29 protein-coding genes and 1 riboswitch are annotated in these 26,076 nt (G+C 56.1%); of the genes, 5 read left to right on the top strand and 24 right to left on the bottom strand.

Annotated features, from left to right (window positions below; genetic code table 11):
- Position 1 precedes the first annotated feature (1 nt).
- From KQX66_RS17370 to KQX66_RS17360, 3 genes are all read right to left on the bottom strand, one after another.
- Positions 2 to 1,252, bottom strand: a complete 1,251-nt coding sequence (locus KQX66_RS17370; protein WP_216794065.1) for a threonine synthase — start codon at positions 1,250 to 1,252, stop codon at positions 2 to 4.
- Positions 1,253 to 1,484: 232 nt separating this feature from the next.
- The gene (locus KQX66_RS17365) at positions 1,485 to 2,348 is read right to left on the bottom strand and encodes a GNAT family N-acetyltransferase (protein WP_216794064.1); all 864 of its coding nucleotides are present in this window, start codon (positions 2,346 to 2,348) and stop codon (positions 1,485 to 1,487) included.
- Positions 2,345 to 3,079 carry a metallophosphoesterase gene (locus KQX66_RS17360; protein WP_216794063.1) on the bottom strand — a complete coding sequence of 245 codons (735 nt, stop codon included), beginning with the start codon at positions 3,077 to 3,079 and terminating at the stop codon, positions 2,345 to 2,347. Before KQX66_RS17360 ends, KQX66_RS17365 begins: the two co-directional genes overlap by 4 nt.
- Positions 3,080 to 3,211: 132 nt before the next feature.
- Here KQX66_RS17360 and KQX66_RS17355 point away from each other — a divergent pair, with 132 nt between their 5' ends.
- Positions 3,212 to 3,634 carry a TetR/AcrR family transcriptional regulator gene (locus KQX66_RS17355; RefSeq protein WP_216794062.1) on the top strand — a complete coding sequence of 141 codons (423 nt, stop codon included), beginning with the start codon at positions 3,212 to 3,214 and terminating at the stop codon, positions 3,632 to 3,634.
- Between the two features lie 100 nt (positions 3,635 to 3,734).
- On the opposite strand, the gene KQX66_RS17350 is transcribed toward KQX66_RS17355, so the two are convergent.
- The 3 genes from KQX66_RS17350 to KQX66_RS17340 are packed head-to-tail and all read right to left on the bottom strand — an operon-like array spanning position 3,735 to position 6,112.
- Positions 3,735 to 4,826, bottom strand: coding sequence for a saccharopine dehydrogenase family protein (locus tag KQX66_RS17350; protein ID WP_216794061.1), 1,092 nt, complete (start codon positions 4,824 to 4,826; stop codon positions 3,735 to 3,737).
- 18 nt (positions 4,827 to 4,844) lie between these two features.
- Entirely contained in the window at positions 4,845 to 5,570 is a 726-nt protein-coding gene (locus KQX66_RS17345) for a class I SAM-dependent methyltransferase (protein WP_216794060.1), read from the bottom strand.
- 29 nt (positions 5,571 to 5,599) lie between these two features.
- On the bottom strand, positions 5,600 to 6,112 hold the full coding sequence (locus KQX66_RS17340) for a substrate-binding domain-containing protein (protein WP_216794059.1): 513 nt from the start codon (positions 6,110 to 6,112) through the stop codon (positions 5,600 to 5,602).
- Positions 6,113 to 6,253: 141 nt separating this feature from the next.
- Between KQX66_RS17340 and KQX66_RS17335 the strand changes: the two genes are divergently transcribed.
- On the top strand, positions 6,254 to 7,330 hold the full coding sequence (locus tag KQX66_RS17335) for a helix-turn-helix transcriptional regulator (protein ID WP_216794058.1): 1,077 nt from the start codon (positions 6,254 to 6,256) through the stop codon (positions 7,328 to 7,330).
- A gap of 64 nt (positions 7,331 to 7,394) precedes the next feature.
- On the opposite strand, the gene KQX66_RS17330 is transcribed toward KQX66_RS17335, so the two are convergent.
- From KQX66_RS17330 to KQX66_RS17305, 6 genes are all read right to left on the bottom strand, one after another.
- Positions 7,395 to 7,799: a class I SAM-dependent methyltransferase gene (locus KQX66_RS17330; RefSeq protein ID WP_216794057.1), complete on the bottom strand. Its 405-nt coding sequence runs from the start codon at positions 7,797 to 7,799 to the stop codon at positions 7,395 to 7,397.
- Positions 7,800 to 7,852: 53 nt separating this feature from the next.
- Positions 7,853 to 8,527, bottom strand: a complete 675-nt coding sequence (locus KQX66_RS17325) for a response regulator transcription factor (protein ID WP_216794056.1) — start codon at positions 8,525 to 8,527, stop codon at positions 7,853 to 7,855.
- A 134-nt stretch (positions 8,528 to 8,661) separates the two neighbouring features.
- On the bottom strand, positions 8,662 to 9,129 hold the full coding sequence (locus KQX66_RS17320) for an MEKHLA domain-containing protein (protein WP_216794055.1): 468 nt from the start codon (positions 9,127 to 9,129) through the stop codon (positions 8,662 to 8,664).
- A complete protein-coding gene (locus KQX66_RS17315; protein ID WP_054975354.1) occupies positions 9,126 to 9,392 on the bottom strand; it encodes an HPr family phosphocarrier protein in 267 nt (88 codons plus the stop codon). The genes KQX66_RS17320 and KQX66_RS17315 overlap by 4 nt, the downstream gene beginning before the upstream one ends.
- Positions 9,393 to 9,594: 202 nt before the next feature.
- Positions 9,595 to 9,682: riboswitch (cyclic di-GMP riboswitch) on the bottom strand.
- Positions 9,683 to 9,891: 209 nt separating this feature from the next.
- Positions 9,892 to 11,478: a PucR family transcriptional regulator gene (locus KQX66_RS17310; protein WP_216794054.1), complete on the bottom strand. Its 1,587-nt coding sequence runs from the start codon at positions 11,476 to 11,478 to the stop codon at positions 9,892 to 9,894.
- Between the two features lie 277 nt (positions 11,479 to 11,755).
- A complete protein-coding gene (locus KQX66_RS17305) occupies positions 11,756 to 13,177 on the bottom strand; it encodes a hypothetical protein (protein ID WP_216794053.1) in 1,422 nt (473 codons plus the stop codon).
- 368 nt (positions 13,178 to 13,545) lie between these two features.
- Here KQX66_RS17305 and KQX66_RS17300 point away from each other — a divergent pair, with 368 nt between their 5' ends.
- Positions 13,546 to 14,259, top strand: a complete 714-nt coding sequence (locus KQX66_RS17300) for a hypothetical protein (protein ID WP_216794052.1) — start codon at positions 13,546 to 13,548, stop codon at positions 14,257 to 14,259.
- An 89-nt stretch (positions 14,260 to 14,348) separates the two neighbouring features.
- Here KQX66_RS17300 and KQX66_RS17295 read toward each other — a convergent pair whose 3' ends face one another.
- From KQX66_RS17295 to KQX66_RS17280, 4 genes are all read right to left on the bottom strand, one after another.
- Entirely contained in the window at positions 14,349 to 15,791 is a 1,443-nt protein-coding gene (locus KQX66_RS17295) for a nicotinate phosphoribosyltransferase (protein WP_216794051.1), read from the bottom strand.
- A gap of 21 nt (positions 15,792 to 15,812) precedes the next feature.
- Entirely contained in the window at positions 15,813 to 16,367 is a 555-nt protein-coding gene (locus tag KQX66_RS17290; RefSeq protein ID WP_216794050.1) for a cysteine hydrolase family protein, read from the bottom strand.
- Positions 16,368 to 16,460: 93 nt separating this feature from the next.
- Complete coding sequence (locus KQX66_RS17285; protein WP_216794049.1) at positions 16,461 to 17,177, bottom strand: hypothetical protein; 717 nt, start codon at positions 17,175 to 17,177, stop codon at positions 16,461 to 16,463.
- 11 nt (positions 17,178 to 17,188) lie between these two features.
- Positions 17,189 to 18,340 (bottom strand): nitric oxide synthase oxygenase, encoded by a 1,152-nt coding sequence (locus tag KQX66_RS17280; RefSeq protein WP_216794048.1) that lies wholly within the window; start codon positions 18,338 to 18,340, stop codon positions 17,189 to 17,191.
- Positions 18,341 to 18,601: 261 nt separating this feature from the next.
- Here KQX66_RS17280 and KQX66_RS17275 point away from each other — a divergent pair, with 261 nt between their 5' ends.
- Positions 18,602 to 18,928: a hypothetical protein gene (locus KQX66_RS17275; protein WP_216794047.1), complete on the top strand. Its 327-nt coding sequence runs from the start codon at positions 18,602 to 18,604 to the stop codon at positions 18,926 to 18,928.
- A gap of 106 nt (positions 18,929 to 19,034) precedes the next feature.
- Here the strand turns inward: KQX66_RS17275 and hrpB are convergent, their stop codons facing one another.
- The 7 genes from hrpB to KQX66_RS17240 all read right to left on the bottom strand — a co-directional run bounded on the left by hrpB (position 19,035) and on the right by KQX66_RS17240 (position 24,745).
- A complete protein-coding gene (hrpB, locus tag KQX66_RS17270; protein ID WP_216794046.1) occupies positions 19,035 to 21,518 on the bottom strand; it encodes an ATP-dependent helicase HrpB in 2,484 nt (827 codons plus the stop codon).
- A 330-nt stretch (positions 21,519 to 21,848) separates the two neighbouring features.
- Positions 21,849 to 22,385, bottom strand: a complete 537-nt coding sequence (locus KQX66_RS17265; protein ID WP_216794045.1) for a chromate transporter — start codon at positions 22,383 to 22,385, stop codon at positions 21,849 to 21,851.
- Positions 22,386 to 22,400: 15 nt separating this feature from the next.
- Complete coding sequence (locus tag KQX66_RS17260) at positions 22,401 to 23,051, bottom strand: chromate transporter (RefSeq protein WP_306665880.1); 651 nt, start codon at positions 23,049 to 23,051, stop codon at positions 22,401 to 22,403.
- Between the two features lie 274 nt (positions 23,052 to 23,325).
- Positions 23,326 to 23,724, bottom strand: coding sequence for a YmaF family protein (locus tag KQX66_RS17255; protein ID WP_216794044.1), 399 nt, complete (start codon positions 23,722 to 23,724; stop codon positions 23,326 to 23,328).
- 63 nt (positions 23,725 to 23,787) lie between these two features.
- Positions 23,788 to 24,012, bottom strand: coding sequence for a YwbE family protein (locus KQX66_RS17250; RefSeq protein ID WP_216794043.1), 225 nt, complete (start codon positions 24,010 to 24,012; stop codon positions 23,788 to 23,790).
- Complete coding sequence (locus KQX66_RS17245; protein WP_036676228.1) at positions 24,009 to 24,197, bottom strand: hypothetical protein; 189 nt, start codon at positions 24,195 to 24,197, stop codon at positions 24,009 to 24,011. Before KQX66_RS17245 ends, KQX66_RS17250 begins: the two co-directional genes overlap by 4 nt.
- A 200-nt stretch (positions 24,198 to 24,397) precedes the next feature.
- On the bottom strand, positions 24,398 to 24,745 hold the full coding sequence (locus KQX66_RS17240; RefSeq protein ID WP_216794042.1) for a c-type cytochrome: 348 nt from the start codon (positions 24,743 to 24,745) through the stop codon (positions 24,398 to 24,400).
- 92 nt (positions 24,746 to 24,837) lie between these two features.
- Between KQX66_RS17240 and KQX66_RS17235 the strand changes: the two genes are divergently transcribed.
- Positions 24,838 to 25,266 carry a FixH family protein gene (locus KQX66_RS17235; RefSeq protein ID WP_216794041.1) on the top strand — a complete coding sequence of 143 codons (429 nt, stop codon included), beginning with the start codon at positions 24,838 to 24,840 and terminating at the stop codon, positions 25,264 to 25,266.
- A 120-nt stretch (positions 25,267 to 25,386) separates the two neighbouring features.
- Here KQX66_RS17235 and KQX66_RS17230 read toward each other — a convergent pair whose 3' ends face one another.
- On the bottom strand, positions 25,387 to 26,073 hold the full coding sequence (locus KQX66_RS17230) for a sulfite exporter TauE/SafE family protein (RefSeq protein ID WP_216794040.1): 687 nt from the start codon (positions 26,071 to 26,073) through the stop codon (positions 25,387 to 25,389).
- Positions 26,074 to 26,076: the final 3 nt, after the last annotated feature.

Here is a 26,076-nt window from a genome sequence, read left to right as displayed (position 1 = left end):
GTTAACGGTGATCGCTCCTGTCCGCTCTTGTGGTCATCCGGCCGTTCAACCGCTCGCCCGGCTGCAGCACAGGCGGGACGGCCTGAACCGTATTCGGGTATTTCACTCCGGAGCCTGTGTTCAAGACGACGACGGTTTCCTCTTCGCGAATCCAGCCGCTGGTCCGCAGCAAACGGGCGGCCGCGAACGCCGCAGCGCCCTCCGGGCACACAAAGGCTCCCTCCTCCCCGGCTATCCGGAGCTGCTCGCGCAGCAGAGTCCGATCATCGACCGCCACCGCGCAGCCATCCGTCCGATAGATCGCGTCGAGCACCAGAAAATCGCCGAGCGCCTTGGGGACGTTAATGCCGAAGGCCACCGTAGAAGAAGCGGGCCAGAACGCCGATTCGGCTTTCTTCTCCTTCCACGCTTGAACAATCGGGGCGCAGCCCTCCGCTTGAACGGCGACCAGTCTCGGCAGCTTGCCTTGAACCCAGCCCAGCGCCTGAAGCTCCTGGAACGCTTTAAAGATGCCGATCAAGCCGACGCCGCCTCCGGTCGGGTACAGAATGACGTCCGGCAGCCGCCAGTTCAATTGCTCGGCGATTTCGAGCCCCATCGTTTTTTTGCCCTCGATCCGGTACGGCTCTTTTAACGTCGACGCATCGTACAGACCTTCTTCCGCGATCGCCTGAGCAACGATTTTGCCCGCGTCGCTAATCAGGCCATCGACCAAGTAAAGACGGGCCCCGGCGGCGGCGCATTCTTTGCGCGTGATGTCCGGAGCGTCCGCGGGCATCACGATCGTTGCCCGGATGCCGGCTCTAGCCGCATACAGCGCCCATGCCGCTCCGGCGTTGCCGTTCGTGGGCATCGCCAGCTCGCGCACGCCAAGCTCCTTCGCTTTGGAAACGCCGACGGCTGCACCCCGGGCTTTGAACGAGCCCGTCGGAATAATCCCCTCGTCTTTCATCAACAGTTGAGGGATGCCCATCCCGCTGCCGAGCTTCGGCATCCGCAGGAGCGGGGTAAATCCCTCGCCCAACGTCACTACGTTGTCCGCGCGTTCTACCGGGAGCAGCTCGTGGTAACGCCACAAACTCCGTTCGGTTCTTGCCGTGAGCTCGGAGCGGCCCAGTGACGATTTCAATTCCTCCAGACGGTAGCGGACGAGCAGCGGCGAACCGCAAATGCATAATTGAACCGCCGCTTGGGAGGAATACTTCGCTTCGCATTTCGGACAATACAGATGCGAGACATAGCTGAAGGACACGATTGTTTCCTGCCTTTCTACGGGATGCCGCATACGGCCGCAACAAAGGAAAAGCCCCTGCTTCGTTCCGCTTGCGCAGAATGAAACAAGGGCCTCCGTCCGTACGGTCAGCAACCTTCGCTATTCGTTCCATTGATGTTTTTATACTATACAGAGTATTCCAATTTGTCAACTATGATTTTGAACATCGGTCAAATGGACCGGAACTAATCGAAAACGACCGCCCGGCCTTCTATCCGAATGCCGGGTCGGCAAGCGCGAACAGCAGCTCGCGCCGGCCGGGCAAAGACGAAGCCCCGAGCAGCATTTGCGGCGAAACGGAAGTCTCCCGAAACCCGAGTCCCCGGAGCCGTTCTTGAAAAGAGGCTTGGACGCCGGGAGCATCAAGCTGAACCCGGCCCCGCCAGCCTGCCATGAGCGGCTTCAGCAGCCGGATCGCCATGTCCGCGTCCGCGGAAACGAGGGGTCCGACAACCAGGATATCCCCCTTCGCCCGTGCGAATCCATAGCCTTGGATTGCGCCGAATGAATCGCGCACAGCCCATCCGCTGATTTTATAATGATCGATGGAATGAAGCATGCGCTCGCGCGGAACACCTGCGGCCACCCGGTCCAGCTCGATGACTTCAGACAGTGCGGCTTCATGCAACGGCACCATATCTCCGTCAACGGAAGTCCGCTCCTGCTGCGAGTTTTCCGAAGGGACGTCATGCTGAAACCTGTGGGCGTACCCAACCGTTTGAAAGCCGAGCGAAGTATACAGCGGAAACCCGGACTTTGTCGAAACGAGCGTAACCGCCGAGCCCCTCTTTTCCGCTTCCGACAGGTAATGGAGCATTAGACGTTTTCCCAGCCCTTTGCCTTGATAGGCCGGGTCGACGATAAGATGGCCGATGGAGACGAGCTTCTGGCCGTACGCATAAAATCCCGCGCACGAAATCCATTTTCCCCCGTCCCGATGCCCGAATACCGGGCCCGTACGCAAATACAAATCGGGCTGCGCCTCAGAAAAGTTCCAACCGACGCTGCGGGCCAAGGCGAGCAAATACGCGCCGTCGCCGGTGTCCATCGATTCCAAGACATAAGGTTCGTTCATCGCTCCCAATTCGTCCCTTCCACGTGATACGTCGTGAAGCCTCCGTTCTCGTCGATAGCCAGACAGTTCAACTGCTGTCCGTAGACGCAGCCGCCGTCGATACCGATTTTGTCGCCGCCGAACCATACGCCGGGAGAATCGTGCAGGCACGAGGTTCTCGTATGGCCGAAAATGACGGTTTTCTCGACCACGGTCGGATGGCCGTAAAACGGTTCGCGTATCCAGATCATATCCCGGGCAGGCTGTTCCTTCCAGTTGGGATACGCCGGGTTCAAGCCCGCATGGACATAAATGAACCGCTCGTCCTCGTAAAACAAAGGCAGGCTGCCTAAAAAAGCCAAATGATGCCCATACTCCGACCGAACCCATTCTTTGGCGCACTCGGTACGCTCCCGATCGGTCCCTTCGTTCGATTCAAAAGAGGCATAATAGCTGGCAAGCGTCTGCACCCCGCCGTATTTTAAAAATTTCATCTCTTCGTTCTCTTCGCACGGGCCCGTTACAACGTCGACAAAGCGTTGATCGTGATTGCCCCGCAGCGCGATGACCCCGTCCTCCCGAACCATGGTCATCACCCGTTCGACGACATCCTTGCTTCTTGGCCCGCGATCCACATAATCTCCAAGCAGAATAAGCCGATCCTGACCGGCGTTATACTCCGCAGCGCGCAGCAGTGCGTCGAAGCTCTCATAGCTCCCGTGAATGTCGCTGATGACTAACGTTCTGTTCAATGCCAATCTGTCCTTCCGCTCTGGTATCCTGTTCCGAAGCCGTTCTGACAATAGGTAATTTTATCACAGCCGTTTGTCTCTGGATAGTGTTCCTTTGTAAGGGCGCACGGAGATTCGGACAAAGAGGAATTGATGACGGGAGTCGTTGTCGATTTATATCAAAAAGCCGCCTCATTCATGGAAAAGCATATGCAGAATCCGGACAATGCCATCGATATGTTACGAGCCTATATTGTATCGAATTTACTTTTTATCAAAGAGAACCGAAAGCATGTGGCGGCAGTTATAGAAATCGTGACGAACGATCGCAACGAACAAGGCGAATTGCGCTTTGCCGGGCAGGAGGAGGCCATTTATGCTCCGCTTGAAGAAATATTTCAATATGGACAAGAGGTGGAGGGTACCTTCAGAAGCTTTTCAAAAAGATTTATGGCGGTAATGCTGCGAAGCGCAATTGACGCTGCCGGCGAACAACTGGCCAAGAACGATCAGTTCGATATCGACCTCTACACGGAAGAACTGGTTACGATGTACGATCGGGCAACGCGCAAATGAAGAGATAGGGCCATCAGCTTGAGGTAGAACTCAAGCATGCCTCCCCCCTTCTTTAAACAACAATCGCAACCTTCCCCGTGTAGCCGCAGCACATTTCAACTCATACCGTCGAATGCAGATTTCCGTCCAAGCGGATCTCGACAGCCGCTTCCTTTGCTAACCAATCGCGCATATCGCCTAGCTCGAACAATTGCTCGATATGAAATACACCATACGGGAAATCCTTGCGGCAAAGGGCATCAGCTATCGATACAGCCACCTTCGCCGTCACGTCTGACTGACGGATTCCTTGCAGGAAGCACTCTACATAGGCGTCTTTATTCCCCTTGCTGCCTCGCGCGTCAACCTTGACGGCAAAGCGCTCATCTCCGTAGCGCAGCGTTCCGATTCCTGAGATCGCCGCCTGACGGACCCAGCCCGCCTTCAAGAAGCCGGCTGCTCCCGTCGCCCGCAATCCAGCTGCCAAACCGGTCACCATACCCGAGTCAAAGCAGAGCCGTGTGGAAACGGTCGGTACGTCAAGCGTCCGGGCTATCGTTTGCTGGTCGGAAAAAGGAAACCGGTACGCTTTTTTGCGCCCAAAATCCGCTCCGAAATCCGCAACCCGCCCGTCCGTGAAGCTTTTTACCGCGACGCTGCGGTTGTTCCGGATCACTTCAAAACGGGCATTCAGATTATCGACGGTCCATGCGATCGCAGCTTCGCCGTGCCGATCCCCTAACCCGAGCATGATCGTAATATCGATCTCGTGGACTTGCTCCAACAGCTTCCTTGCCTCAAGCGCAAGCAAATTCGTTAAGCCCGGCGCAAGGCCGATGCTCAGTACGGCCGTTGCGCCGTGCGCTTCGGCCTCCCGTCCCCACAGTTCCACTTGGTTAAGAAAAGCGCCGTTCGCGGATACATCGATATAATGCGTCCCGTTTCGGAAGCAGGATCGGACGAAAGCGGTATCCGTCTGATCCAAACACATGATCACCAGCTTGGCGTCGTTCAGAACGTCCGAATCGGTTGGATTGCGGATATCCAGCGGCAGAGGCTTCACCTTCCCGCCTGTTTCCCGGCTGAGCCGTTCCGCTCGCTCCGCGCTTCTTCCTGCAGCATACACATGGCCGGGGTATCGCTCGCCCAATTGCTTGCAAATGGTTGTTCCCACATGGCCGTATCCGCCTACCACCACGATCTTGTTCTTCATGCGGTTCCCACCTTTCTTTTATTGTTTGACGGCGCACCATGCTTCCACAAAATAAGACCCAAAATAACGGATCGGCTGGATGAATCCCGCCTCGCCCAAAAGCTCCAGCACGCTGGAAGAGGAAACCGGATCGGATTCCCGGCCGATGGAGGCCGCAAACCGTTCCCATTCCTGCGAGGAGATGCCGTTATCCAACATGTGGCTCCTCCAAGCCTGCATCTGCATCCCAAATGCGGCCGTGCCCGTCTCCCCGTTGATCGAAGCGAGACAAAGCGGCGCACCGGGCTTGAGGCGCTCTGCGATCCGGCAGAGCAGCTCCTTTTTCTGCGATCGCCCGCTTACAAAATGAAGCACCAGCAAGCAGGTGGCGGCATCAAATTCATGCCCCTGAGAGAGCTGCTCGACCGTGCCCTGAACGAACGATACCCGATCCGAGAGCCCGGCCCGCTCTACCCGCGCCTTCGCAATTTCCAGCATGCGGGCGGAAGGATCGATCCCTGCAAACGACCAGTCCTGGTGCCGGCTTCCGAACGTTACAAGCTCTTGACCGCCTCCGGCACCAACAATCAGCAGCTTCGCTGCCCGGTTCTCCTCATTCGATCGAGTTGTATTCAAGTGTACCGCGATCAGGCGGTCCGTCATCTCGTACATATGCGCGTAGCCCGGAATTTTCAGGGCAATAGTCTCTTCGTAACGGCAAACCTCCGGGTGATCCCAACTCATCGGGACATGTTTTTCGTCCATTCTCATCGTTCCTCCTCAAAGGGAAGTTATTAGGCGCCGGACGCTTGTTTCAGCTTTAGCTTATCCGGCGCAGAAAAGAAGGTAAGACCGATGTGCGGCATCGCTTGCAGCAGCGCCGCCTCCGTCAAACCGAACGCACCGGCCTTCAGCTTCATCCCTTCCTCCGGCTGCTTGACCGTCTTCTGCATCGCTTCCTGATACAAGCTCTGAAAGCGGACGATTTCCTCCGGATGCGTCTTGGCCCATCCGCTATGAACAAAAATCCCCGCTTGAGGCAAGTCTTCTCCGTACGTATCCCGCCATGTTTTTTGATAATCGACGACGCCATTCAGCCGTCCCCCCAGCTTCATCCGTAAGCCGCTTAATACCGGCTCGGGCAGGACGGCATGCTTGATTGTGCCGCCGGCCAATTGCTGCATGATATCCGGCACTGTCCCGTAGGCGAGCTTAACCTTTCCCTCCAGCCCATAGCCCGCCAAGGCGGCAAAAACGAGCACTCCCGCTAGAATCGATTTCAATGCGCGATGCTGTAAAAAGCCCATTAGGTTCTTTCCAACTCCTTCTGTGTCCTGTAAACTAAGAATAAGAATCATTCTCAATTATAAGAGTGCGGAGCGAAAGCACCATCCCACAAATATGGGATTGTTCCCTTGACCTTTCAAGAATAAAATCGGGAGACGTTTATGAATACACAGATGGAAGGCTTTATGCAAACGATGACAAAACTTGGCCAGACCGCTTCATCTTCGCAAGAGTACAGAACCGCGCTGATTGAGCAATTGCGTGCAGTCGTGCCGTTCGATGCCGCTTGCTGCACCGCTGTCGATCCGCAGACCCTGCTATCCACAGGAGCGATTACTGAGGAAGGCGTCGAGGCGATCCATCATCGACTGTTTGAATTTGAGTATTCGCGCGGAGATATTAACACGTACGACCGCTTGGTTCATGCGGCCGATCCCGTCGCTACCTTGAGCGGAGCGACGGAAGGCCAGCTGGAGAGAAGCGCGCGCTATCGGGAAGTGCTGCTTCCTGCGGGGTTTCATGACGAACTGCGTGCCGCGCTTGTATACGAAGGGGCATGTTGGGGGTATTTGACGCTGTTCCGTCATACGGGCCGTCCGTTATTCCAGGAGGAGGAGCGCAAATTCATTTCTTCGCTCGTCCCCTCGATTGCCTTTCAATTGCGAAAAACAAGCCTCGCCCTGCCCCCCGAGAAGATCGCTTGGATGGAAGAAGGCCCGGGCATTTTAGTGCTATCCGACCGTTTTGCCAACGTCTCCTCCAATACGGCCGCGGATTGCTGGCTGGCGCAGCTGCGGCAATGGGAGCGCATCGACGACGGGACGTTGCCGAGGCCGATCCGGGCAGTCTGCTCCCGCGCCCTGTGGGAACCTGCTGCCGCCGGAGAGAGGACATCACCGGCGAAAGTGTGCATCCGCTTGCCTCAAGGCCCCTACTTGACTATCCGGGCAAGCCGGCTAAGCGGTTCTTCCACTGCGGCGCAGCTGGCCGTTTTGTTCGAACCGGCCAAACCGTCCGACATACTCCCTCTTATTGCGGAAGCGTACGGCTTGTCGGAACGGGAAAAGCAAATTCTCGACCAGCTCGTCAGAGGCTTGTCTACCAAAGAGCTAGCCCGCTCGCTTCACATTTCCCCGTACACGGTTCAGGATCATCTGAAGTCGATTTTTGAGAAAACCGGCGTAAAAAGCCGACGTGAGCTAATTTGGCAGCTGTTTTCCCGGTTCGGCGTGCATTAACTTCCACAAAAGGAAAGAGCAGAACTTCGGAGCGGCGCCCCTCCATTCTGCTTTCTCGCTTTTTTCATCCGGCTAGGCCGTCCGGCGCGAACGCATCCAGACCGTACGCCTCGAAGCCTTGCTGCCGCAAGCGGCGCACCAAGCGCCCGCTCATGCCGCAGCCGATGTCCAGCACCGGCGTCCACAGCTTGTTGATATCGATGCCAAGCAGTTCGATTTGAAGCTCGGGCGTATATTCGTAGCATGGGATATGGAGCAGCACCGGACTGTGACTCTCGGATTCATCGCCGAACAAAGGGGGCGGCATCCCGGCAGCCCCATCTTTCCCCTGCATGGCAACAGCGACGGCTTCCTTCGACAGGACCGCATCCTCCGCTTGAAACGTGAACAGATTCGTCGTTGCGTTCGCCCGGAACTGCGCTTCCATGACGCGCCGGAGAGCGCCTAGTTTTTTGTCCGATGGATTCATGTATCCTCCTGCCGATCTGTTAATTGGAAGCTATTCTCTGTCGGCCCTCTCCTCTATACCCGCAGCTCCAGCCGGTAGCCGAGCCCCCGGATCGTGCTGATCTTGAACGAATGCCGGTCCTCGGGAAACCGTTCGCGAAGGCGATTCACATGAACGTCGACGGTCCGCTCGCCTCCGTCATAATCGTAGCCCCAAATGTCCTCGATCAGCTGATCGCGCGAGAACGTTTTGCCGGGATAGCTTGCCAGCTTGAACAACAATTCGAATTCCTTGAGCGGAAGCGTGATATTCCCCTGCCCTACGGAAAGCTCGTATGTAAGACGGTTCATCGTCAGTTCGCCGACCTGCAGCGTCTGCGACGAAGCGATCCGGTACCGCTTGAGCAGCGCCTTCACGCGGACAATCAGCTCTGCCGGCTCAAATGGTTTCACGAGATAATCGTCGGTGCCGAGCTCGAAGCCCTTGACCTTCTGCTTCGTCTCGCCGATCGCCGTCAGCATGAGCAGCGGCAAATCGTAAAGCTGCCGAAGCTGACGGCACAGCTCCCAGCCGTCCATATGCGGCATCATAATATCGAGAATGACCAAATCCGCTTTGAACGATTCCAGCTTGTCGAGCGCCTCCTGACCGTGGGCGGCTTCATGCACCGTAAAGCCTTCTTGACGCAAGCATACTTTAACCAGCTCGCGGATATGCGGATCGTCGTCGACAACCATGATTCTGCTCATCTGCTTCGTCAACCGCCTTTCTGATGTTCAACTTCCTTCCACTAGGACTTACAATACAACAGAAATATAAACTGGATATGAACGATAACAGGTTCCTGCACACAAGAAATCCCCGCCGGACGGACGGGGATCATTCAACAATATTCGAATTCGGAGAAGCAGGCGGCTTGCCCTGCATAGCGGCCATCCTCGTCCGTGATATTCCAAACCGTTGCCTTCTTAATATAAAATCTTCGTCCGCTGCGGGAGATGCGGATTCCGGTGTAATCGTCGGCATATCCTTGCTCCTGCACCTTCTTCAACAACCGCTCGCGCTGCGTGCGCTCCATCGCTTCCGCCGTATACCTCGACGGGGTACGGGTGAACGTCTCCCAATCCATCTCCCACAAATGCAGCGCCGCTTGGTTGCCATAGTTCAACACCGGGTCGTCCTCGGTCCCATGAGACAACACGACAATCGGCGACAGGAACAGCCGCTCGACTAAGCTGCCGGTGCTTTCCGGTTCCGGAAGCAGCTCGCTTCCCGTCAATCGGCGGTAACTGCGGACGAGCCGTTCCGCATGGTCGGAGCCGGCCCCAATGCCTCGATTCGGCAAGATCATACTTGACGCTCCTTGTTCTCCAGCATAGAACTCATCATCTCGATCGCTTCCTCTTCGTCGGCGCCTTTCGTCTGGATCGTCAATCTCGTCCCGCGCCGGATCGGAATGAGCATCATCCCGAGGATGCTCTTGGCATCGAGCTGCATACACTCCGCCTCGAAACGGATTTTGATATCAGAACGATATTGATTGGCATACTGAACGATTTGCTGCAAATATTCGGGCCGCAGATCATCGGAAATAACAATTTCGTGAACTCGCATGATACGCCTCCGGTACATATTAATGGAAAGAGTATATAAAGTTGACTGTATTATACTGCAATTCCAAGGAGGGGAAAACGTTTGCATGCCCATTTTTTCCCTGACCGGGAAATACGCATGTTTCTCGTTTGTTCCTGCGGCGCATGACAAATAGCCCCGCAATCTTAAACGGAACGGAGCGTACGTTTAAGCTGCATCCCTCTTTGGCGGCTCGGCCGTCATCGCATATCTTATGCCTTAGACCCGGAGCTTTGCGTCCCCGCTTTTCAACAGGTTTGCCTTTATCAGTGAAGATGTCTTCTGCGTCCTTGCCCTGCAAGCGGCGCTTGATAAAATTGTAAGCCTTCTCGCTAAAATATGTCAAGTAATTCCTTCACACTCTGGAAGCCCGTTCCTGCATGTACAGCAACCACCCAGCCGGAATCAGATCCGGCCGGGGCACTAGATTGAACCGTTCGGGCAGCTTTCCTATAGCTTCCTTTCGACGTGGCGAGACGGCTTACATCGGCTTCAGCATTTGTTTAAAAGTAAACGCCAGCTTCAAGCGAAGCAGATCGTTTATTTTTTTGTAATCGACTTCCAGCAGCTCGCCGATCTTCTCCAGCCGGTAAGCCGCCGTATTGCGGTGAATCAGCAGCTGCTTGGCCGTTTCGTTAACTTGCCCGTCGTTCTCAATGAACGTTTCCAACGTACGCAGCATTTCCTGCGAATATTCCGGGTCCTTCTTCAACAACATCTCGAGCACCTCGTTGACGTATGTCTGCATATGCTCCTTGGGGACATGCTGGAACAAGTACGCGAGTTCGACTGTCCCAAATTGCACCACGGCATCCCGAATGCCGAGCCGGTCGGCCAGCCGGGCCGTCTCCAGGCATTCTTTGTACGCATCCCGCAGTTGACCCGGTCTGTTCTTCTTATTGCTGATACAGATCCGAAGCGGAGCGCCGCAGTCCTCCTGCAGCACCCCGCGCAGACACGTACGCAGCAAGTCGGGCAGCTTCCCTTCGGCCCCGGGGGCATCGGCCAGGATGACGGAGAACAAGCCCTCCTGGATGCAAAAATGAATAATGGCCATCTCCTTGAGCTCCGGATGATACTGCATTTCCTCACGGATATTCCGCAGCAGCCTGTCCTTCTCCACACCGCCCGCATCCGGCGATACCAGGGCAAGCAGCCCCCGATATGCGCCCTGAAACAGCGGAATGCCCCGCCGGGCCGCCTCTTCCGTCAGCGCTTCAATCGTACCGCTCCCCCGCAAATACCGGCTCAGCAGCACCCCCAGATCGTTTTGCGCCGCATGGTTTCGATACTCATTGAAGATCACTCCCATATGATATGAAATGATCTCCGCCGTTTGCAGAAACAACTCTTCCTCCACCTTTACCGGAACGGGATTCTCCGGAAAAATGACCATGTAGCCGATACACTCCTCGTGCTCCATAAGCGGAACGCGAAAACATCGACTCTCTTCCACAAACGCCCACTGCGCTTCTTTCTCCCACGGCCAGCCGTGCAGCAGCTGCGAAGCTCCGAATGACGTCGCATTGAATACGAGTTGACCGCGGGAACCGACAACGGCGATCGGATACCCTAAGATAGCCAGAAGCTTCTGAAAAAAATGGTTTATCCGATCCGGCCTTAGTGCGAATTGCATCAGCCTCTTTTGTTTTTCGAGCACGGTGTGAAGAATTTGCGTATGGTAGTGCATTTCGACATGAAACAGTCCGTGCAAATGGTCGGAAAAAGAACATTCGTAAGGCAATTTGATCAGAGGGAAATCGAGGCGGTTGGCTTCTTCAAGGATCGGCTCGGGTACCTCGTCCCAAGAGCGGCCGATCTTAATTCCGAGTGCAGCCGAGCGGCGCTGGTTCAACTTGCGAAGCAGAGGAATAGCATCATCCGGGACGTCTTTCATCCAATAAGCGGTCGTGAATACCATCTCGCCTTCCTTGATCCAATCGGCAATATCCGGCGTATCCATGACTTTAACCGACTTCACGAGGCGCGACGCACCGCTTTGTCCGGCAACAAGCTTTCCTTCGGACAACGGATAAATGGACAACACTTGTTCGACGGTGATGTTCATTTCGTTTCTTCACCTCCTGGAATGGTCTTTTGGCGGGTCTGACTTGATTCCGACTTAATCCCATGCAACAAGCTGTATCAAGATTAGGTTACATGATACGTGTGTTTTTTAAGTGTATGTATTTAACGAATCGTGGCATCTGGGCAAAGCAGCCGCACTTGAAGGACAAGCATTAAAAAAGGAGCCTGATCTTTTTTTCAGGCTCCAATCTAGCAAGTCCATCATTTAAAACTCGTTCGCCACGTGAGGGGACGGGCTTTCCAACCAACCCGGCGATTTACGGCGCCGGCTGAACGATAATAGGAACCTCATCGCTGATCCCTTTCCCGACCGTTTCCGCCGTAACCGTTAACTGCTCGCCGACGCGGAGTTGATGCCAATGCAGATCTATGGAAAAGGAACCGTCGGTGCTGGAGGGCTGGCTATGAAGCTGATAGTTCGGTCGATTAATCGTTATTTCTGATCCGGGTTCGGCTTTCCCGTTGAGAATCCCGTTTACTGCGTCTACATGACCGATTATCGCAGGCGCATCCGTTTTCCCCACGGTCGGGATGGTGGTTACCGGAACCGGGTCGCTCTCCTTTTTCCCATCGGCCATGGCCGTTACGTACAGCTTTTCCATTGGGACGGTCCGTAGACTTTTAATAGAATACGAGCCGTTAGTTGTCCAATCCCCTAGGATATGAGTTCCGTCCGCTTTTTTCAATCGTACGAAAACGCGCGTATTCGGTTCCGTACTGCCGCTAATCCATGGGCCATTCGAATAAACATTTCCCGATACGGTCGGGACTGAGCTTTTGGGTGAGGGTTGAACAATGGCGTAAACCGGATCACTAACCGTTTTACCATAGGTTACCGCCGTTAATTTCAGCTTTTCTCCCAGTTTATAAGAATCGATGTTCAGGTCTACGGAAAACGTTCCGTCTTCCCGGGATGACGTCACTTGAGACTCCAAGCCGCTGGCTCGTTGGATCGTTACGACGGACCCAGGCTCGGTAAGCCCCTTCAATGAGCGCTCATAGACTCCCCCCGCTACGGTAGGGGCCGCCGTTTTTCCTTTTAGCGGCAAGACTGTAACCGTGACCGGGTCGCTTTCCCTTATCCCGGCGCCCATGGCTTTCGCTACCAATTGCAGTTTTTCCCTGGCGGTTATGGGGTAGGACGGCTTGACTTGCATCGTATAAAAGCCGGTTTCCGTTGAAGCGCTCCCTACCACGTATCCGGAATTGTTTTTCAGTGTAAGATATACGAGCTTACCGGGTTCCGTTGTTCCGCTAAGCCACCCGCCATTTGCATAGACATTCCCAGTAACGGTTGGCTTAGACGTCTGCACCGATGGCAGTACGGGGATATATACGGTATCGCTAACCGTTTTTCCCGGAGCCTGTGCCCAAAGAGCCAATTGCTCCCCGCCTTTAAGTATCCATGGCCACCTATCGTAGTCGTGATAGATCATATACTCGCCGTCCCATTTGGCGGTCCCCACCTTGTAGGTCCCGTCCGACCGTTGGAACGTTACTGTAGCATCCGGTTCGGCCCAGCCTCTTAAATAGGGGTCATTGTCATAGAGGTCTCCGTCTATCGTCGGTGTTTTTGTTTTTTCGACACCGGCCGAAGCCGAGAAGGGAAAAATCGTGCTGACTAGCAAGCCTAACATAATCATGACGATGATTTGCCGATGTTGTGTTTTGAACAGCATCTCCGTTTCCTCCCGAAAATTTTAGTAGATACAAGAGTAAAACAATACAAATAATCCATAATAAAACTTATATGTATAATAATACTATAACATTGCGAAACGAACCATCTTTTTTTACCGGAACGCAAAAAGGAACCTGACATGTTTCAGGCTCCAACCTCGCAGTCGCATAATTAAAGCTGCAAAAAATATTTTACATATTAAGGAATTTATACTAATATATTTTATAGTAAATAAATTACAATATAAGGAGTTGGTTGGTATTAAATAAATTCAATGACTCGACCCGACTTGAGCCTCTATTATTTCTTGTTCCGTCGGGTTCTCGTAATCTTCGGACAAATTTTCATTTTTAGGAGGTCAATTGTGTGAGAAAATTGAAGCTTATATCTATCTCTTTGCTGTTGATGTCTCTACTTGTCCCCTCAGCATTTGCGGAATCCTCAAGCATTCCAATGGAACCAAATGCAAGCCCAACCGCTATTACGAAAGATCAAGTGACGATGTCAAGTGATCCCAGTCAAGAAGTTTGCAGGTATGAGCCTCTTTCGAACGGAGACCGAATCAAATCATGCGTAGGCCCCTGGGTTTGGAAAACACTCAACAAAAAAGTTGAAAAATACGATTCCCTTCCTCTAACCGATCAACATAAGTTAATTAGCGTAGCGAAAGGTCAAAAACAGAAGCTAGCCCAACCTTTTACGCAGTCCAAAAAAATAACCTCGATTGAGCCAAACGTGACTTCGGCTTTTGAACTCTCATCCATATACTCCATCCTTACCGGGAAAAACTCCGATACGATTACCGAAACTTACGATACTTCCAAGGAATACGATGGTCCTGATCCTTCATCGCCTTACAACACAAGGGAATACTACACTGCGGTCGGTTATGATGAATACAAATTGGATATAACGCTAACCTATTTTTGGTTCAGATCGCTTCAATATTTTGTCCCGATTCTCGGTGTATGGGTGGACAAAAAAATTGATCACAATGAGTTTAACGATGCTGGTCCGACTCATTATTTAACCATTCAATTGCCAAAAATCGTAACCTATTCTGTGGATGTAAACCGTTAGTAATGCCCTTCCGGGATGAATCAGCCAGCCATAAAAAAAGGAGCCTGACATGTTCAGGCTCCAATGAAGGAACGGCTGCGTACGCCATCCTATCCTTTATGTTGGCGGATCAGCTCCATCTTCTGGTCCCAAGCTTTAGGGCTCAGGTCAACGGGATATACTTCCGGATTCAGCTTGCGCAAATATTCCGGCCAGAATAAGGTCAGCTGATTCCGGTGATGCTCGCGGATGGTGCCCAGCGTGGGCAGCTCGTACACCTGCTTGCCGTCCGCAAAAATCGGACGAAGCATCGGCTGCGCTTCGTATTGCTCCACCGTTTTCGAAATATACGGGTGCACCGGGTCGAACAGCTTCAGCGGCTTGCCCTGCTGCACATCGTCCTCGTCGGTCAACGCGATATAGTCCGCCATCGCCTTGTTGGTCTCGCGATTTACGATACGGTATACGTCCTTAATCCCCGGCGTCGTCACTTTTTCCGGATTGCCCGAAATTTTGATCACCGGTACGAAGCCGTCCTCCCGCTCGCGGGCGACCAGCTTGTACACACCGCCCAGCGCGGGCTGGTCGGCCGCCGTAATCAGCTTCGTGCCGACTCCCCAGCTGTCGATTCTCGCCCCTTGGGCTTTCAGGTTGAAAATAATGTTCTCGTCCAAATCGTTCGACGCGACGATCTTGACATCCTGCAACCCTGCTTCGTCCAGCATTGCGCGCGCCGTTTTCGACAGATAAGCCAAGTCTCCGCTGTCAAGCCGGATCGCGCTCATCCGTTTGCCCTGGCTTTGCAGCCACTTTGCCGTTTCAATCGCGTGCGGCACGCCGCTTTTGATCGTATCGTACGTGTCGACCAGCAGCGTGACCTGATCGGGCAGCGCGGCCGAGAATTTCCGGAACGCCTCTTCCTCCGAATCGTGGTCCTGCACCCAAGCGTGCGCGTGCGTCCCCTTCGTCGGAATGCCGAACATCATGCCTGCTCTCATGTTCGAAGTGGCATCGAAGCCGGCGATATATGTCGCCCGCGCGCCCCATACCGCGGCATCCGCCTCCTGGGCCCGCCGCGTGCCGAATTCCATCAGCACATCGTCCGGTGCGACCTGCCGGATACGCGACGCCTTGGTCGCGATCAGCGTCTGGTAGTTCATGAAGTTCAAGATCGCCGTCTCCAGCAACTGCGCTTCAAAGACGCTTGCTTCGACCCGGATCAGCGGCTCGTTCGGAAACACCAGCGACCCTTCCTCCACCGCCCATAACGAACCGGTAAAACGGAACTGGCGCAGCTTTTCCAGAAAGGCCGGGTCGTAATTCTCCTCCTGCTCCGCCAAGTACCGGATCGACGCTTCGTCGAATTGCAGGTGCTGAATATATTCGACGATGCGCTGCAGGCCTGCAAACACGGCATATCCGTTGCCGAACGGCAGCTTGCGGAAGTAAGCCTCGAACACTGCCTTGCGGTCCAGCGAGCCGTTGAACCAGTGGGCATACATCATGTTAATTTGATATTTATCCGTAAGAAGCGTCAAATTGTCGCAGCTCATCGTAGTTCCCCTCTCGCTTCGTTAGACGTTTTTATCTGCAGCGCGGACGACTTCGGCGCCCAGCACGTTCTTAAAATGATTCAGTGCCCATTCGTGTCCGGTCGGATTGAAGCTCGCGACCGCGTCCTCATGAACAACGATTTTATACCCCTTATTATAGGCATCCACGGCGGTATGCAGCACGCAAATGTCCGTACAGACGCCGATCAGGTGCACCTCGTCGATGCCGCGGGCCCGCAGCCGCAGCTCCAGATCCGTCCCGCAGAAGGCGCTGTATCTCGTTTTGTCCATCCAATCCATGCGGTCCTGACGCGCCGAATAGATATCGTGAAGCCTGCCGTACAGCTTGCGGCCTTCCGTACCGCGGATGTTATGCGGCGGAAACAGCTTGTGTTCCGGATGATACGCGTCATTTTCCTCATGAAGGTCGACGGCCATGACGACCAGATCGCCCCCTTCGACAAACCGTTCCGTCAATTCGGCGATTCTTTGCTCCAAATCGATCGCCGGCTGCCCGCACGGCAGCTTGCCGGTAACGAAATCGACCGTATAATCGATCACAACGAGAGCTTTCATAAGGGCACCTTCCTTTTCCATGCGTCTGTATTCAATATAGCCTAGCAACTCTATCCTTTCGATAATGTCATTATGACATATTTAAAATAAATGTCAAGCCCCACTTTCCGAATCCCATCGCTCCAGCAGCCACCCCGTCGTATAATCGGCGACGATTTGCAGATTGGTTCGTCCGTCCGAATTCACGAACGGCTCATGGCCGCGAAAATAGTCCGGATGCCCGCCCGTCAGTGCCAGGTTGATCCGATACGCCGGCGCATGCTTGAAGCGGTCGTACCGGAGCCGGTGACGAAACCCGGAGCCTGCCGCTACCCAGCCGCCCCACGAGCCAAGCCGGGCGATCGGATCGCCGCCTTTCGTGCCGATGCCGCGTATGTAAAGCGCCCGTTCCCGACCTGCGGGACTTACCGGGCATTTCGGAGAGCCGATCTGCACCGTCAGGATACCCGGCAGGGAAAGCGCCGAACGCAGCAGCTCGGCCGCCTGCACGCCCGCCACTCCGCCTCCGCTGTGCCCGATCAGGACGGGAAAGCCGTCTCCACAGGCGCTGCGGATCGCCTCCGCCGCCCTGCGTCCTCCGATCGAGCGCGCGGCCGCTTGCGGTCTCAACCGCAGATCCCGGTAGATTTCCAGCATCTGAGCCGCAGCTCTCCGGCTCCAGTCGCCGTAAGGGAACAACAGCCGGTACTCCGGCCGGAACCCCTTCGCCTCCAGCCTGAGGCACAGCTGCTCTCCGAACGTTTCCATAAAATTCGGCGCCGTCGCCATGCCGGACAATAAGAAAAGCCGCGGTCTGTAAGAAATGGACATTTGACCGCTCCTCAGCCTCTGCTCAGCACATCGGCCGACGGGTCTGCCTTTACCTCGGACTCGCCGGCGTCCATAATGTCGTACGGGCAAGCTTGGCGAAAATAATTCGGCTTGACGATGCGATCGTCGTAGGACCGGTGGAAAATATGCGTCGCCGCCGGCGAAACCGGAGGAATGAGCCACGTCCAATCCCCGGTTAACGGGCGGCCGCTCCGTTCCTCCTGCTGCTCGAACCGCCGGAACTGCTCCGCCGCCGTATGATGATCTATAATGCTGACCCCTGCCGCCTTAAAGGAATGAAGAACCGCCGCATTCAGCTCGACCAGCGCTCTGTCCTTCCACAGGGATACGTTGGTCGACGTATCCAGCTTCAGCAGCTCGGCCACCTTCGGCAGCATATGGTAACGGTCCGGATCGGCCAAATTGCGCGCGCCGATCTCCGTTCCCATGTACCAGCCGTTGAACGGTGCTGCCGTATACCGGATGCCGCCAATGTCCAACAGCATGTCGGAAATAAACGGAACGGCGTACCATTTGAGCCCCAGCCCGGCGAACGAATCGTATTCCGGGTGTTGAATAGGGACCTCCATCACCAAATGTTCGGGAATTGGATACCACCGGGGCTGCCGCCCGTTCACTTGGACGACCAGCGGCAGCACGTCGAACGGCATGCCCGCTCCCCTCCAGCCCAGGCTCATACAAGCCTTCGTGAACCGGACGGAGGCCGGATCGCCGACGATCCCGTTCCCGGTTTCATACCCGGCATAGCGGATCAGCTGATGGTTCCAGATGCGGATACGCCGCTCACCCGTTTCTGCGGCAAACACCGTGATCGAAGGCCTGATCATGCCGCCGTTGGTCCCGTAGGCGATATGGCGGAGTATCGCTTCCGCAATGTCGTCTTCCCGCTCCAGCCCTCTCTCGTCGAACACGTTTAGCGACGGCCAAAATAACCTGCCGATGCAGCGGTTGCTGTTTCGCCAAGCCATTCTTGCACCATGCGCAAGCTCCTCATAGGTAAGCTCGTAAGTTCCGCGCCGGGAAAGCTCTTCCCGAACGTCCGCAAGCCGCCGACGCGTTTCCCCCCCGCTTTTGCCCAACTCTTCATAGCACGACGTTACAAACGTCGCCGCTTCTTCTTGTATCGCTTGATTCGTCGTCATGTCGTCCTCTTCCGCCGCATTTTTTCTCCATTATAACCCAGCCCCATGAAAAAAGCTCGCCGCCCGCCTGTCCAAGCCGCCATTTTTCCGGTTTCGCGTGTCATTCCGTGTCGAATCTGTGGCAAAAGCCGGATTGCTCTCATCCGCCCCGTCTCCCCGACTAAAGTCCAGCTTCCGTACCGCCTTTGGACGGTTTTACCGGACATGCAATTCGTATACAATAAAGACAAGATCTAAACGAACGAAAGACGGGTGACGACGATGAACTTGAAATGGAACATACAGACGATAGGCGGCTTCGTCCTGATGGGAATTGGCATTATCGGATTGATCGGTTGGGGCGGCATCAGCGGATTATTCGGGTATATTTTTGCTCTAGCGATGATCGCCTTCGGCTACTGGCTGTGGAGAACGGCAGACACAACGCTTAAGCGCGTGTGCAGCGGCCTGGTCATGCTGGCGGGCGCGGCGCTCATCATCTTCTGGCTGCCGAAGTTCATCAGCCTGATCCTGGCCGGAGCCGTCATCTATTTCGGCTGGATCCTTGTGAGAATCGGCCAGTCCCAAGGGTATCGGAATTGGAAATAAATCGGCGAAAGAGGCGGCCCATGTCTCCCTCCCGCCCGGCAGGATAGCCGGATGGGAAGGACATGGTACCGCCTCTTTTGTTTTGTCCTTCTAAAACTAAAGCGAGTTATACGCGCGGCTTGGCGCGATTAGTCGGCAAAGCCGTCAGCGGATCGTCCGGCCATACGTGCTTCGGATAGCGGCCCTTCAAATCCTTCTTCACTTCAAAATAGGCGTCCTGCCAAAAGCTCGCCAAATCGCGCGTGACTTGTACCGGCCGATGCGCAGGAGAAAGCAGATGCAGCAGGAGCGGCACCTTGCCGCCCCCGATGCGCGGCGTTTCCCGCAGGCCGAACAGCTCCTGGAGCCTCACGGCCAGCACCGGCGACGCCGGATCGCTGTAATCGACCGGGATGCGCGAACCGCTCGGCACCGTAATGTGCGTCGGTACGAAGTCGTCGAGCTGCTGGCGCTGCGGCCACGGGAGCATGCCGTCCAGAATCGCGGCCATCGAGAGCCGCTGCAGGTCATCCCGGCTTTTGAGCCCGTACAGATGCGGGCCGAGCCATTCCTTCAGCCCCGCAAGCAGCGCCTCGTCGGAAACATCGGGCCAAGCCGGGTCTACCTGGTGCATGAAGCCGATGCGCTCGCGCAGCTGCTTCGCCGCCTTGGTCCACGGCAGCATGGACAAGCCTTCGGCAACGATGCCCTCAGGCAGCGCGTTCAGCACCTGCTCCGGGTCCGGGGCTTCCACCGGCGCTTCGCGCAAGGTAAGCACGCCGAGCTTCTCCCGCTTGCGGGCGCGGACCGCTTGAGCCGCCCGGTCCCACGCGACTGCGGTCTCCGTTTCGATATCGTCCGCGAACACCCGGTGCAGCTGCTCCTCCGAGATCGGGGCCGCAAGATCGATGCGGCCATCCGCCCCCTGATCATCCAGCTCCGCGACGACCAAATATTTCTCGCCATAGAGCGGCTGAGGACCCGCAAACGAACCGCCCCTGCCTCCGCTCAGCAGGAAGCGTCCACTTCCTTTAGTTTGCGCGATCCGGTCGGGATAGGCGAACGCAAGCAGCATGCCGCAGGCGTTCACTTCGTCTCTTTGCTCAAGCGGTACGCCCAGCGCGCGCTTCCCCTGCTCGGCCTCCGCCACGATTCGGCGGCGGGCCGCCGGATCTGCCGCCTGCGCGTTGCCCGCTCCGCGAAGTGCCTCCACGCGCAGCCGCAGGTCCGCATTGGGCGAGTCCGGCCGGGAACGCAGCAGGTCGCGGTCGCTTAGCAGCGCAGCCAGCTCGCAGGCCAGCCCGCCAAGCCCGAGCGGCACCGCCCGCAGCATCATGTGCGCGAGCCGGGGCGATACGCCAAGCTCGGCCATACGGCGGCCGTGCGGGGTAATCGCTCCGTCGTCTCCCAGCGCGCCGAGCTGCTTCAGAAGCGCGACCGCCTGACCATAGGCGGCTGCAGGCGGCGGCGTCAGCCAAGCGAGCTGCGCCGGATCGGCGACGCCCCAAGCGGCAAGCTCAAGCGCTAGAGCGGCCAGATCCGCTTCCATGATCTCGGGCGCCCGGTGAGGCGCCAGCCGGCGGTCCTCCTGCTCCGTCCAGAGCCGGTAGCACACACCGGGAGCCGTACGTCCGGCACGCCCGCGGCGCTGGTCCGCCGAATCCCGTGTAACGGTAACCGTCTCCAGCCGCGTCATACCCGTCCGGGGGGAAAACCGCGGCACGCGCATCCGACCGCCGTCGACGACGATGCGCACCCCTTCCACGGTTAAGCTCGATTCGGCGATGGAGGTCGCGAGCACCACCTTGCGCTGCCCCGGCACGCCCGGCGCAATGGCCGCGTCCTGCTCCCCTTGGGCAAGCTGCCCGTACAGCGGAGCGATCCGCACCTGCGGACCGAGTCCCGCTTCGAGCAGCAGCCGTTCCACGCGCCGAATTTCTCCCGCTCCGGGCAAAAACGCCAACAAATCCCCTTCCTCGGCGGCAAGCGCCTGACGGATGCACGCTGCCAATGCCGGTTCCAGCTTCCCTTCCACAGGCTTGCTTAAATACCGCGTCTCCACGGGATAGCTGCGGCCCTCGCTGACCACAACCGGCGCATCGCGCATCAACGCGGCGACCGGAGCCGCATCCAGCGTAGCCGACATGACCAGAATGCGCAGGTCGTCCCGCAGCACCGCTTGCGACTCCAGAGCAAACGCCAAGCCCAGATCCGCATGCAAGCTACGTTCATGAAATTCGTCAAAAATAACGGCGGCCACGTCCTCAAGCGCGGGATCGGCCTGCAGCAGGCGCGTAAGCACGCCTTCCGTGATGACTTCGATGCGCGTTTTCGGTCCGACCTTCGTATCCAGCCGGACCCGGTAGCCCACCGTTTCGCCGACCTGCTCTCCGAGCCGGGACGCCATATACCGGGCCGCGGCTCTCGCAGCCAGCCGACGCGGCTCCAGCATCATAATTTTGCGTCCGGCCACCCACGGCTCGTCCAGCAGCGCAAGCGGCACGCGGGTCGTCTTGCCCGCGCCGGGCGGCGCTACCAGCACGGCATTCGTGTGCTCGTTCAGCTTCTCCTTCAACTGCATTAAAACGCGATCTATCGGCGGTTCTCCCATGTTCGTTCACTCCAACGTACGGCAAATTCGGTTTATATTGTACCACAACCGCACAAAGAAAGCCCCATAACGGGGCGCAGAGTGTTGTGAAAGTGTTCAAATGGGATTATAGAGGTTACGAGGGGGTGGGGTATCTACTTACGGTCACTCTTGTCTGCAGGAAATTTTCATTGGAATCCGCTTAGCAGCGGGTATTTCCCGCAGACAAAGGCGAACGCTATCGCTCCTCCAGTAGATACCCCACCTCCGTATGTTTCTCTATTTTTATTCAAAACCACTTACTCAACAGCCTAAGCCCCATAACGGGGCTCATCTTGTACGAGTCTGTATTTATTGAAAAAAGGCGATGCCGAGCACGCCCGAGAGGACAATCACCGCGAGTGGATGCAAACGGTATTTGATCAGAGCACCGAGACATACCGCCAAAATAATCAGCATCCCGACCGTATGCCAGCTCATCCAATCGGCTCCGCTTCCCGGCAAGCTGAAATGAATCGCCGCGTAAACGATCATCCCGGTCACCACCGGCTTCAGCCCGTAGAACGTCGCTTTGACCCACGGCCGCTGCTGCATCCGGAAAAAGAACGCGGCGATGAGTACGATGATCGCCAGCGACGGCAGCACCATGCCGAGCGTCGACAGGATCGCTCCGGGAACGCCGGCGGCTTCGTAGCCGATCAAGGTGGCGCTGTTCGTCGCAATCGGTCCCGGAGCCATCCCCGCCAACGCGACGGTATCCGTAAACTGCAGCTCCTCCATCCAGCCGTGGAGCAGCACCTCATGCCGAATCAGCGGGATCATCGCATACCCTCCGCCGAACGAGACAAGACCGATTTTAAGAAACACTGCAAACAAGCTCCATAGCATAACCATCACCCCGTTTTAAATCCCGTCCGCAATAAAGTAATCCGCGTACTTATAGCCATTTCCGGCCGCCGGAGGTTCCTCGTCCTTAGGTTCGAACGCACGATAACCGAGTTTTCGCTTCATGCGGACAAGCAAATGCCCGATCACGAGTCCGATCAAAATAACCAGCATCGGATGCACATGAAATACAAGCAGCAGCACGACCGTAAAAGCCGCCGTAGCCAGCGTCGTACGGTCCACAACGGAACTTTTCCCCATGTTATACGCCGATATGATGATCAAGGCGGCAATCGCCGCTTGAATGCCTTGAAAGGCCGCAGCCACTTTCGGCAGGTCATAAATCTCCCGGAACACAAGGCTCAGCAAAAAAACGATCAAAAAGGCCGGCAGCGTCATTCCGCCGACCGCCACCGCGGCTCCCGGCACCCCGGCCAACCGGTAACCGATGAACGCCGCCGCATTGACGCCTACACCGCCCGGAGCCGACCCGGCAATCGATAAGACACCGCTCATCTCGCCAGGTTCGATCCAGCGCCGTTTGCCGACGACCTCCCGTTCCATGACAGGGATCATCGCGTAGCCGCCGCCGAACGTGACCGGACTGATTTTGCAGAAGGTCCAAAAGATCGAACCCAACGGCCTTAGTTTCCTAAGCCATGATTTCATCTTGCTCCCCCCGTTCCTCGTTGTCCTTCTAAGTATACCTTACTTTAATTCATTTTGGAATAATGTTTTCATCCGTTTTCTTGAATTATTCTAAATACAAACAAAATCACCTTATGGAATAAGCTGACACTTACCGAAAATACCTCAGTTTCAATCACAATGGAATTATGTTTATAATGTCGATCCGAATACACTGAGTTTCTGAGCAAACAAGACCAACAAAAAAAGACCCGGATCGTCCACATCCGCGTCTGAAAAAGATACTCTATGGCTTTTACCAGCCCGGAGGCTCGTAGCCGATCCCCATTCCCGTCCGTCCGGCAAACTTGTGCGCGTGCCTTTTGACCGATAGCACGGTCTTGTAATAATTTTGCTTAAACTCGAACGGCTCGTCGTTCGTCAGCCCGTCGATCTCATGATAATGGGAGCCGTCCGGCAGCGGAATCGGCGGTCCTGTCAGCCCGATGAAACGGTGAAAGTGGCCCATAGCCATTTTTGTATGCCCCTGATACCTGTGCACGTGCCCGTCCATTCCGTCTCCGTTCGCGGCATAGACGAACATCTCGACTCCATGGAAATGCCCAAGCGCCACGGAGGTCCAGCCTATGAACGCGTGGGCATGAGTCGGCGGCTGCGGAACGTACGGCACCGGCGGAAGCGGACAAACAGTCATAAAAGCGCTCTCCCCTTCGCTTTTTTATCGCAGACGCTACAAGATACGCAGGGAGAGGCACGATTATTTCTGCTCCGGCTTTGCTGCTGCCGGATTGACGATTTCCTTGACCCGGCCGACTTGTCCATCCGTCAAACGCACTTTGATGCCGTGCGGATGCGTCGCCGAATTCGTCAGCAGATCCTTCACAATACCGCGCGTCAGCTTTCCCGTCCGCTGATCTTGCTTCAGAACGATAAGCACCTCGGCGCCTGGGAGAACGTTCGCTCGTTTGCGTCCGTCGCTCATCCGTACTGCTCCGGCAGCTCAAGCCAGCCCTGAAAAATAGCGTAATAGAACACGAATGCGCTTACGAGGCCCAGAATCGTAAAGCTGATGGCAAGTCCCTTTTTTTTCTGAAACAGCCACACGAACGCCAAGCTGAAAAACGTGCCCATAACAAGCAAGCAAACAATCAAAATGATAGTTGCCATAGCTTCTGTTCAAACCCCTTTCGAATCAACAGTATAGTTTAACCGTTTGCTTACCAAAATACCACAATTTCCAACAGAAAAATACTCCGCTGCTGCGATAACCTTGACAATTTCATGAAGCGGCCGCTGCTACACCGCCTCCTCTCCTCCGGATCGAAAAAAAAGAGAGGCATCCGCTCGGCGGGACGCGCTCCCTTCGTTTACTTCTTGGCGGACAACCACTCCGTCAATGCCTGAATTTCCGGCTCCTTCAGCGTGTTTTTGTAGGAGGGCATTCCTCCGCCTCCGTTCTGAATCTTGGCTGTAATTTGCTCTTGGCTCAGCTTGGCCCCCGTCTTCTGAAGATTGGGCCCGACTTTGCCCGAGAGATCGGCCCCGTGACAGGAGACGCAGTTCGCCTTGTAAATCGCCTCCGCGTTAGACGCTTCACCGGCTGCCGCCTTGGAGGAGGCGTTCGTCGGCGCACCGCTTTTGTCCCCGCCGCAGGCTGTTGCAAGTCCGGCTAACAGCAGCAATCCGGCTGCCAATGGGATCCAGGCTCGTTTCATGACCATTACCACCTTTGTTTTGAGGAATATTGGAGCTTGACCCGGGATACATATGAAACGATATGATCCGGAAAGGCAGGGATACGGCCGCTATGCCCAACACCGCTTGGCTTCGCCTCTTCGGCCTCGGCGCTATAATCGTCCTCGGGACTTGGTTCGGCTTCCGGCAATTCGCCGCTACCTCCCCGCAGTTCCCGCCGGTCTCGGATTTTTTGGTAGATGGCTACCGCATTCAAGTGGCGCTTCACCCGAGCCCGGCCACAGCGCTGAAGCCAACCACGTTTACCGTCACGCTACGCGACGCGGACGGCCGGCCGGTGAGCGGTGCGACAGGTACCGCCACCATCTCGATGCCGCAAATGCTATGCGGCGAAAGCCCCTTTACCCTGACGGAAACGGAAACCGGCCGGTACGTCGGCGAAGGCATTCCGCTCATGGCGGGGTCGTCCGTTGCCGACGTGTCGATGACAGCCGGAGACCAATCGCTCCGGGTCCGGTTTCCTTTTGCCGCCGTCCGCTAATTTCCGGTTTTTCCCTAGCCTGCTTTCACTGTATCGAATCGTCCGGCGTCTGCCTATGACTCCCTCGGGCTATTTTTTACTTGATTTATGACGGTTTTGGGGACAACCCCTTAAATTTCATCACCAAAGCCAGGGATGGACACTGGGAATCCATCCGGCCGCAGCCAAGCCCCGCAGTACGGACAGCACTCCGATCCAGACGGCTACGAATTGGCCGGCCCTTGCGGCCTTGCTCCGGAGCCGCTTGTTCAATTTGCCCGCAAACAGCCCAACGGAAACCAGCGCGGGTGCGGTGCCCAAACCGAACAGCAGCATGAGCAGCAAGCCATCCAGCGGACTGGCGCTCGCCGCCGCATTCATTTCCATGGCATAGGTCAGTCCGCAGGGAAGAAATCCGAGCAGCAGACCGCTTACGACCGCGGCCCCGGCCTCCTCAGCCGTCCGGTACCGCGCCATAAGCCCCTGGACAAGCGGCAGCCGATGCGGGTCCAGTCTATGCAGCGGAAGAGCGATACGCCGTAAAGCCCATAACAAAATAAGACAGCCGCCTAATAAGCTCGCTGTCCCCTGCACATTCGCCAGCTTTCCCGCACCATCGACGAACGAGCCGACCGCGCCCATAAACGCCCCCAGCGCGGCGTAGGTAACAATCCGGCCGGTATTGTAAGCCAGAACGGAGCGCAGCGGACTCGCCTTCGCTTGCAGTGCAAAGCCGGAGACGGTTGCGCCGCACATTCCAATGCAGTGTGGCGCGCCGAGCAACCCTGCAACCAAAGCCAGCGTGAGATCATGAACGCCGATCGCCATCTT

The organism is Paenibacillus oleatilyticus, from assembly GCF_018998565.1.
GTDB lineage: Bacteria > Bacillota > Bacilli > Paenibacillales > NBRC-103111 > Paenibacillus_G > Paenibacillus_G oleatilyticus.
This window is presented reverse-complemented; position numbering and strand designations above follow the sequence as displayed.

Bases quoted from the DNA above. Each gene is read 5' to 3' on its own strand.
- KQX66_RS17250 (WP_216794043.1), bottom strand. From the start codon at position 24,012: ATGAGCGACGGACGCAAACGAGCGAACGTTCTCCCAGGCGCCGAGGTG.
- KQX66_RS17280 (WP_216794048.1), bottom strand. From the start codon at position 18,340: ATGACGACGAATCAAGCGATACAAGAAGAAGCGGCGACGTTTGTAACG.
- KQX66_RS17325 (WP_216794056.1), bottom strand. From the start codon at position 8,527: ATGAGCAGAATCATGGTTGTCGACGACGATCCGCATATCCGCGAGCTG.
- KQX66_RS17295 (WP_216794051.1), bottom strand. From the start codon at position 15,791: ATGAGCTGCGACAATTTGACGCTTCTTACGGATAAATATCAAATTAAC.
- KQX66_RS17345 (WP_216794060.1), bottom strand. From the start codon at position 5,570: ATGGACGAAAAACATGTCCCGATGAGTTGGGATCACCCGGAGGTTTGC.
- KQX66_RS17310 (WP_216794054.1), bottom strand. From the start codon at position 11,478: ATGAACATCACCGTCGAACAAGTGTTGTCCATTTATCCGTTGTCCGAA.
- KQX66_RS17260 (WP_306665880.1), bottom strand. From the start codon at position 23,051: ATGAAATCATGGCTTAGGAAACTAAGGCCGTTGGGTTCGATCTTTTGG.
- KQX66_RS17240 (WP_216794042.1), bottom strand. From the start codon at position 24,745: ATGAAACGAGCCTGGATCCCATTGGCAGCCGGATTGCTGCTGTTAGCC.
- KQX66_RS17245 (WP_036676228.1), bottom strand. From the start codon at position 24,197: ATGGCAACTATCATTTTGATTGTTTGCTTGCTTGTTATGGGCACGTTT.
- hrpB (WP_216794046.1), bottom strand. From the start codon at position 21,518: ATGGGAGAACCGCCGATAGATCGCGTTTTAATGCAGTTGAAGGAGAAG.
- KQX66_RS17290 (WP_216794050.1), bottom strand. From the start codon at position 16,367: ATGAAAGCTCTCGTTGTGATCGATTATACGGTCGATTTCGTTACCGGC.
- KQX66_RS17265 (WP_216794045.1), bottom strand. From the start codon at position 22,385: ATGCTATGGAGCTTGTTTGCAGTGTTTCTTAAAATCGGTCTTGTCTCG.
- KQX66_RS17320 (WP_216794055.1), bottom strand. From the start codon at position 9,129: ATGATCTTGCCGAATCGAGGCATTGGGGCCGGCTCCGACCATGCGGAA.
- KQX66_RS17365 (WP_216794064.1), bottom strand. From the start codon at position 2,348: ATGAACGAACCTTATGTCTTGGAATCGATGGACACCGGCGACGGCGCG.
- KQX66_RS17340 (WP_216794059.1), bottom strand. From the start codon at position 6,112: ATGGGCTTTTTACAGCATCGCGCATTGAAATCGATTCTAGCGGGAGTG.
- KQX66_RS17355 (WP_216794062.1), top strand. From the start codon at position 3,212: ATGACGGGAGTCGTTGTCGATTTATATCAAAAAGCCGCCTCATTCATG.
- KQX66_RS17285 (WP_216794049.1), bottom strand. From the start codon at position 17,177: ATGTCCATTTCTTACAGACCGCGGCTTTTCTTATTGTCCGGCATGGCG.
- KQX66_RS17235 (WP_216794041.1), top strand. From the start codon at position 24,838: ATGCCCAACACCGCTTGGCTTCGCCTCTTCGGCCTCGGCGCTATAATC.
- KQX66_RS17335 (WP_216794058.1), top strand. From the start codon at position 6,254: ATGAATACACAGATGGAAGGCTTTATGCAAACGATGACAAAACTTGGC.
- KQX66_RS17330 (WP_216794057.1), bottom strand. From the start codon at position 7,799: ATGAATCCATCGGACAAAAAACTAGGCGCTCTCCGGCGCGTCATGGAA.
- KQX66_RS17305 (WP_216794053.1), bottom strand. From the start codon at position 13,177: ATGCTGTTCAAAACACAACATCGGCAAATCATCGTCATGATTATGTTA.
- KQX66_RS17315 (WP_054975354.1), bottom strand. From the start codon at position 9,392: ATGCGAGTTCACGAAATTGTTATTTCCGATGATCTGCGGCCCGAATAT.
- KQX66_RS17350 (WP_216794061.1), bottom strand. From the start codon at position 4,826: ATGAAGAACAAGATCGTGGTGGTAGGCGGATACGGCCATGTGGGAACA.
- KQX66_RS17255 (WP_216794044.1), bottom strand. From the start codon at position 23,724: ATGACTGTTTGTCCGCTTCCGCCGGTGCCGTACGTTCCGCAGCCGCCG.
- KQX66_RS17230 (WP_216794040.1), bottom strand. From the start codon at position 26,073: ATGGCGATCGGCGTTCATGATCTCACGCTGGCTTTGGTTGCAGGGTTG.
- KQX66_RS17275 (WP_216794047.1), top strand. From the start codon at position 18,602: ATGAACTTGAAATGGAACATACAGACGATAGGCGGCTTCGTCCTGATG.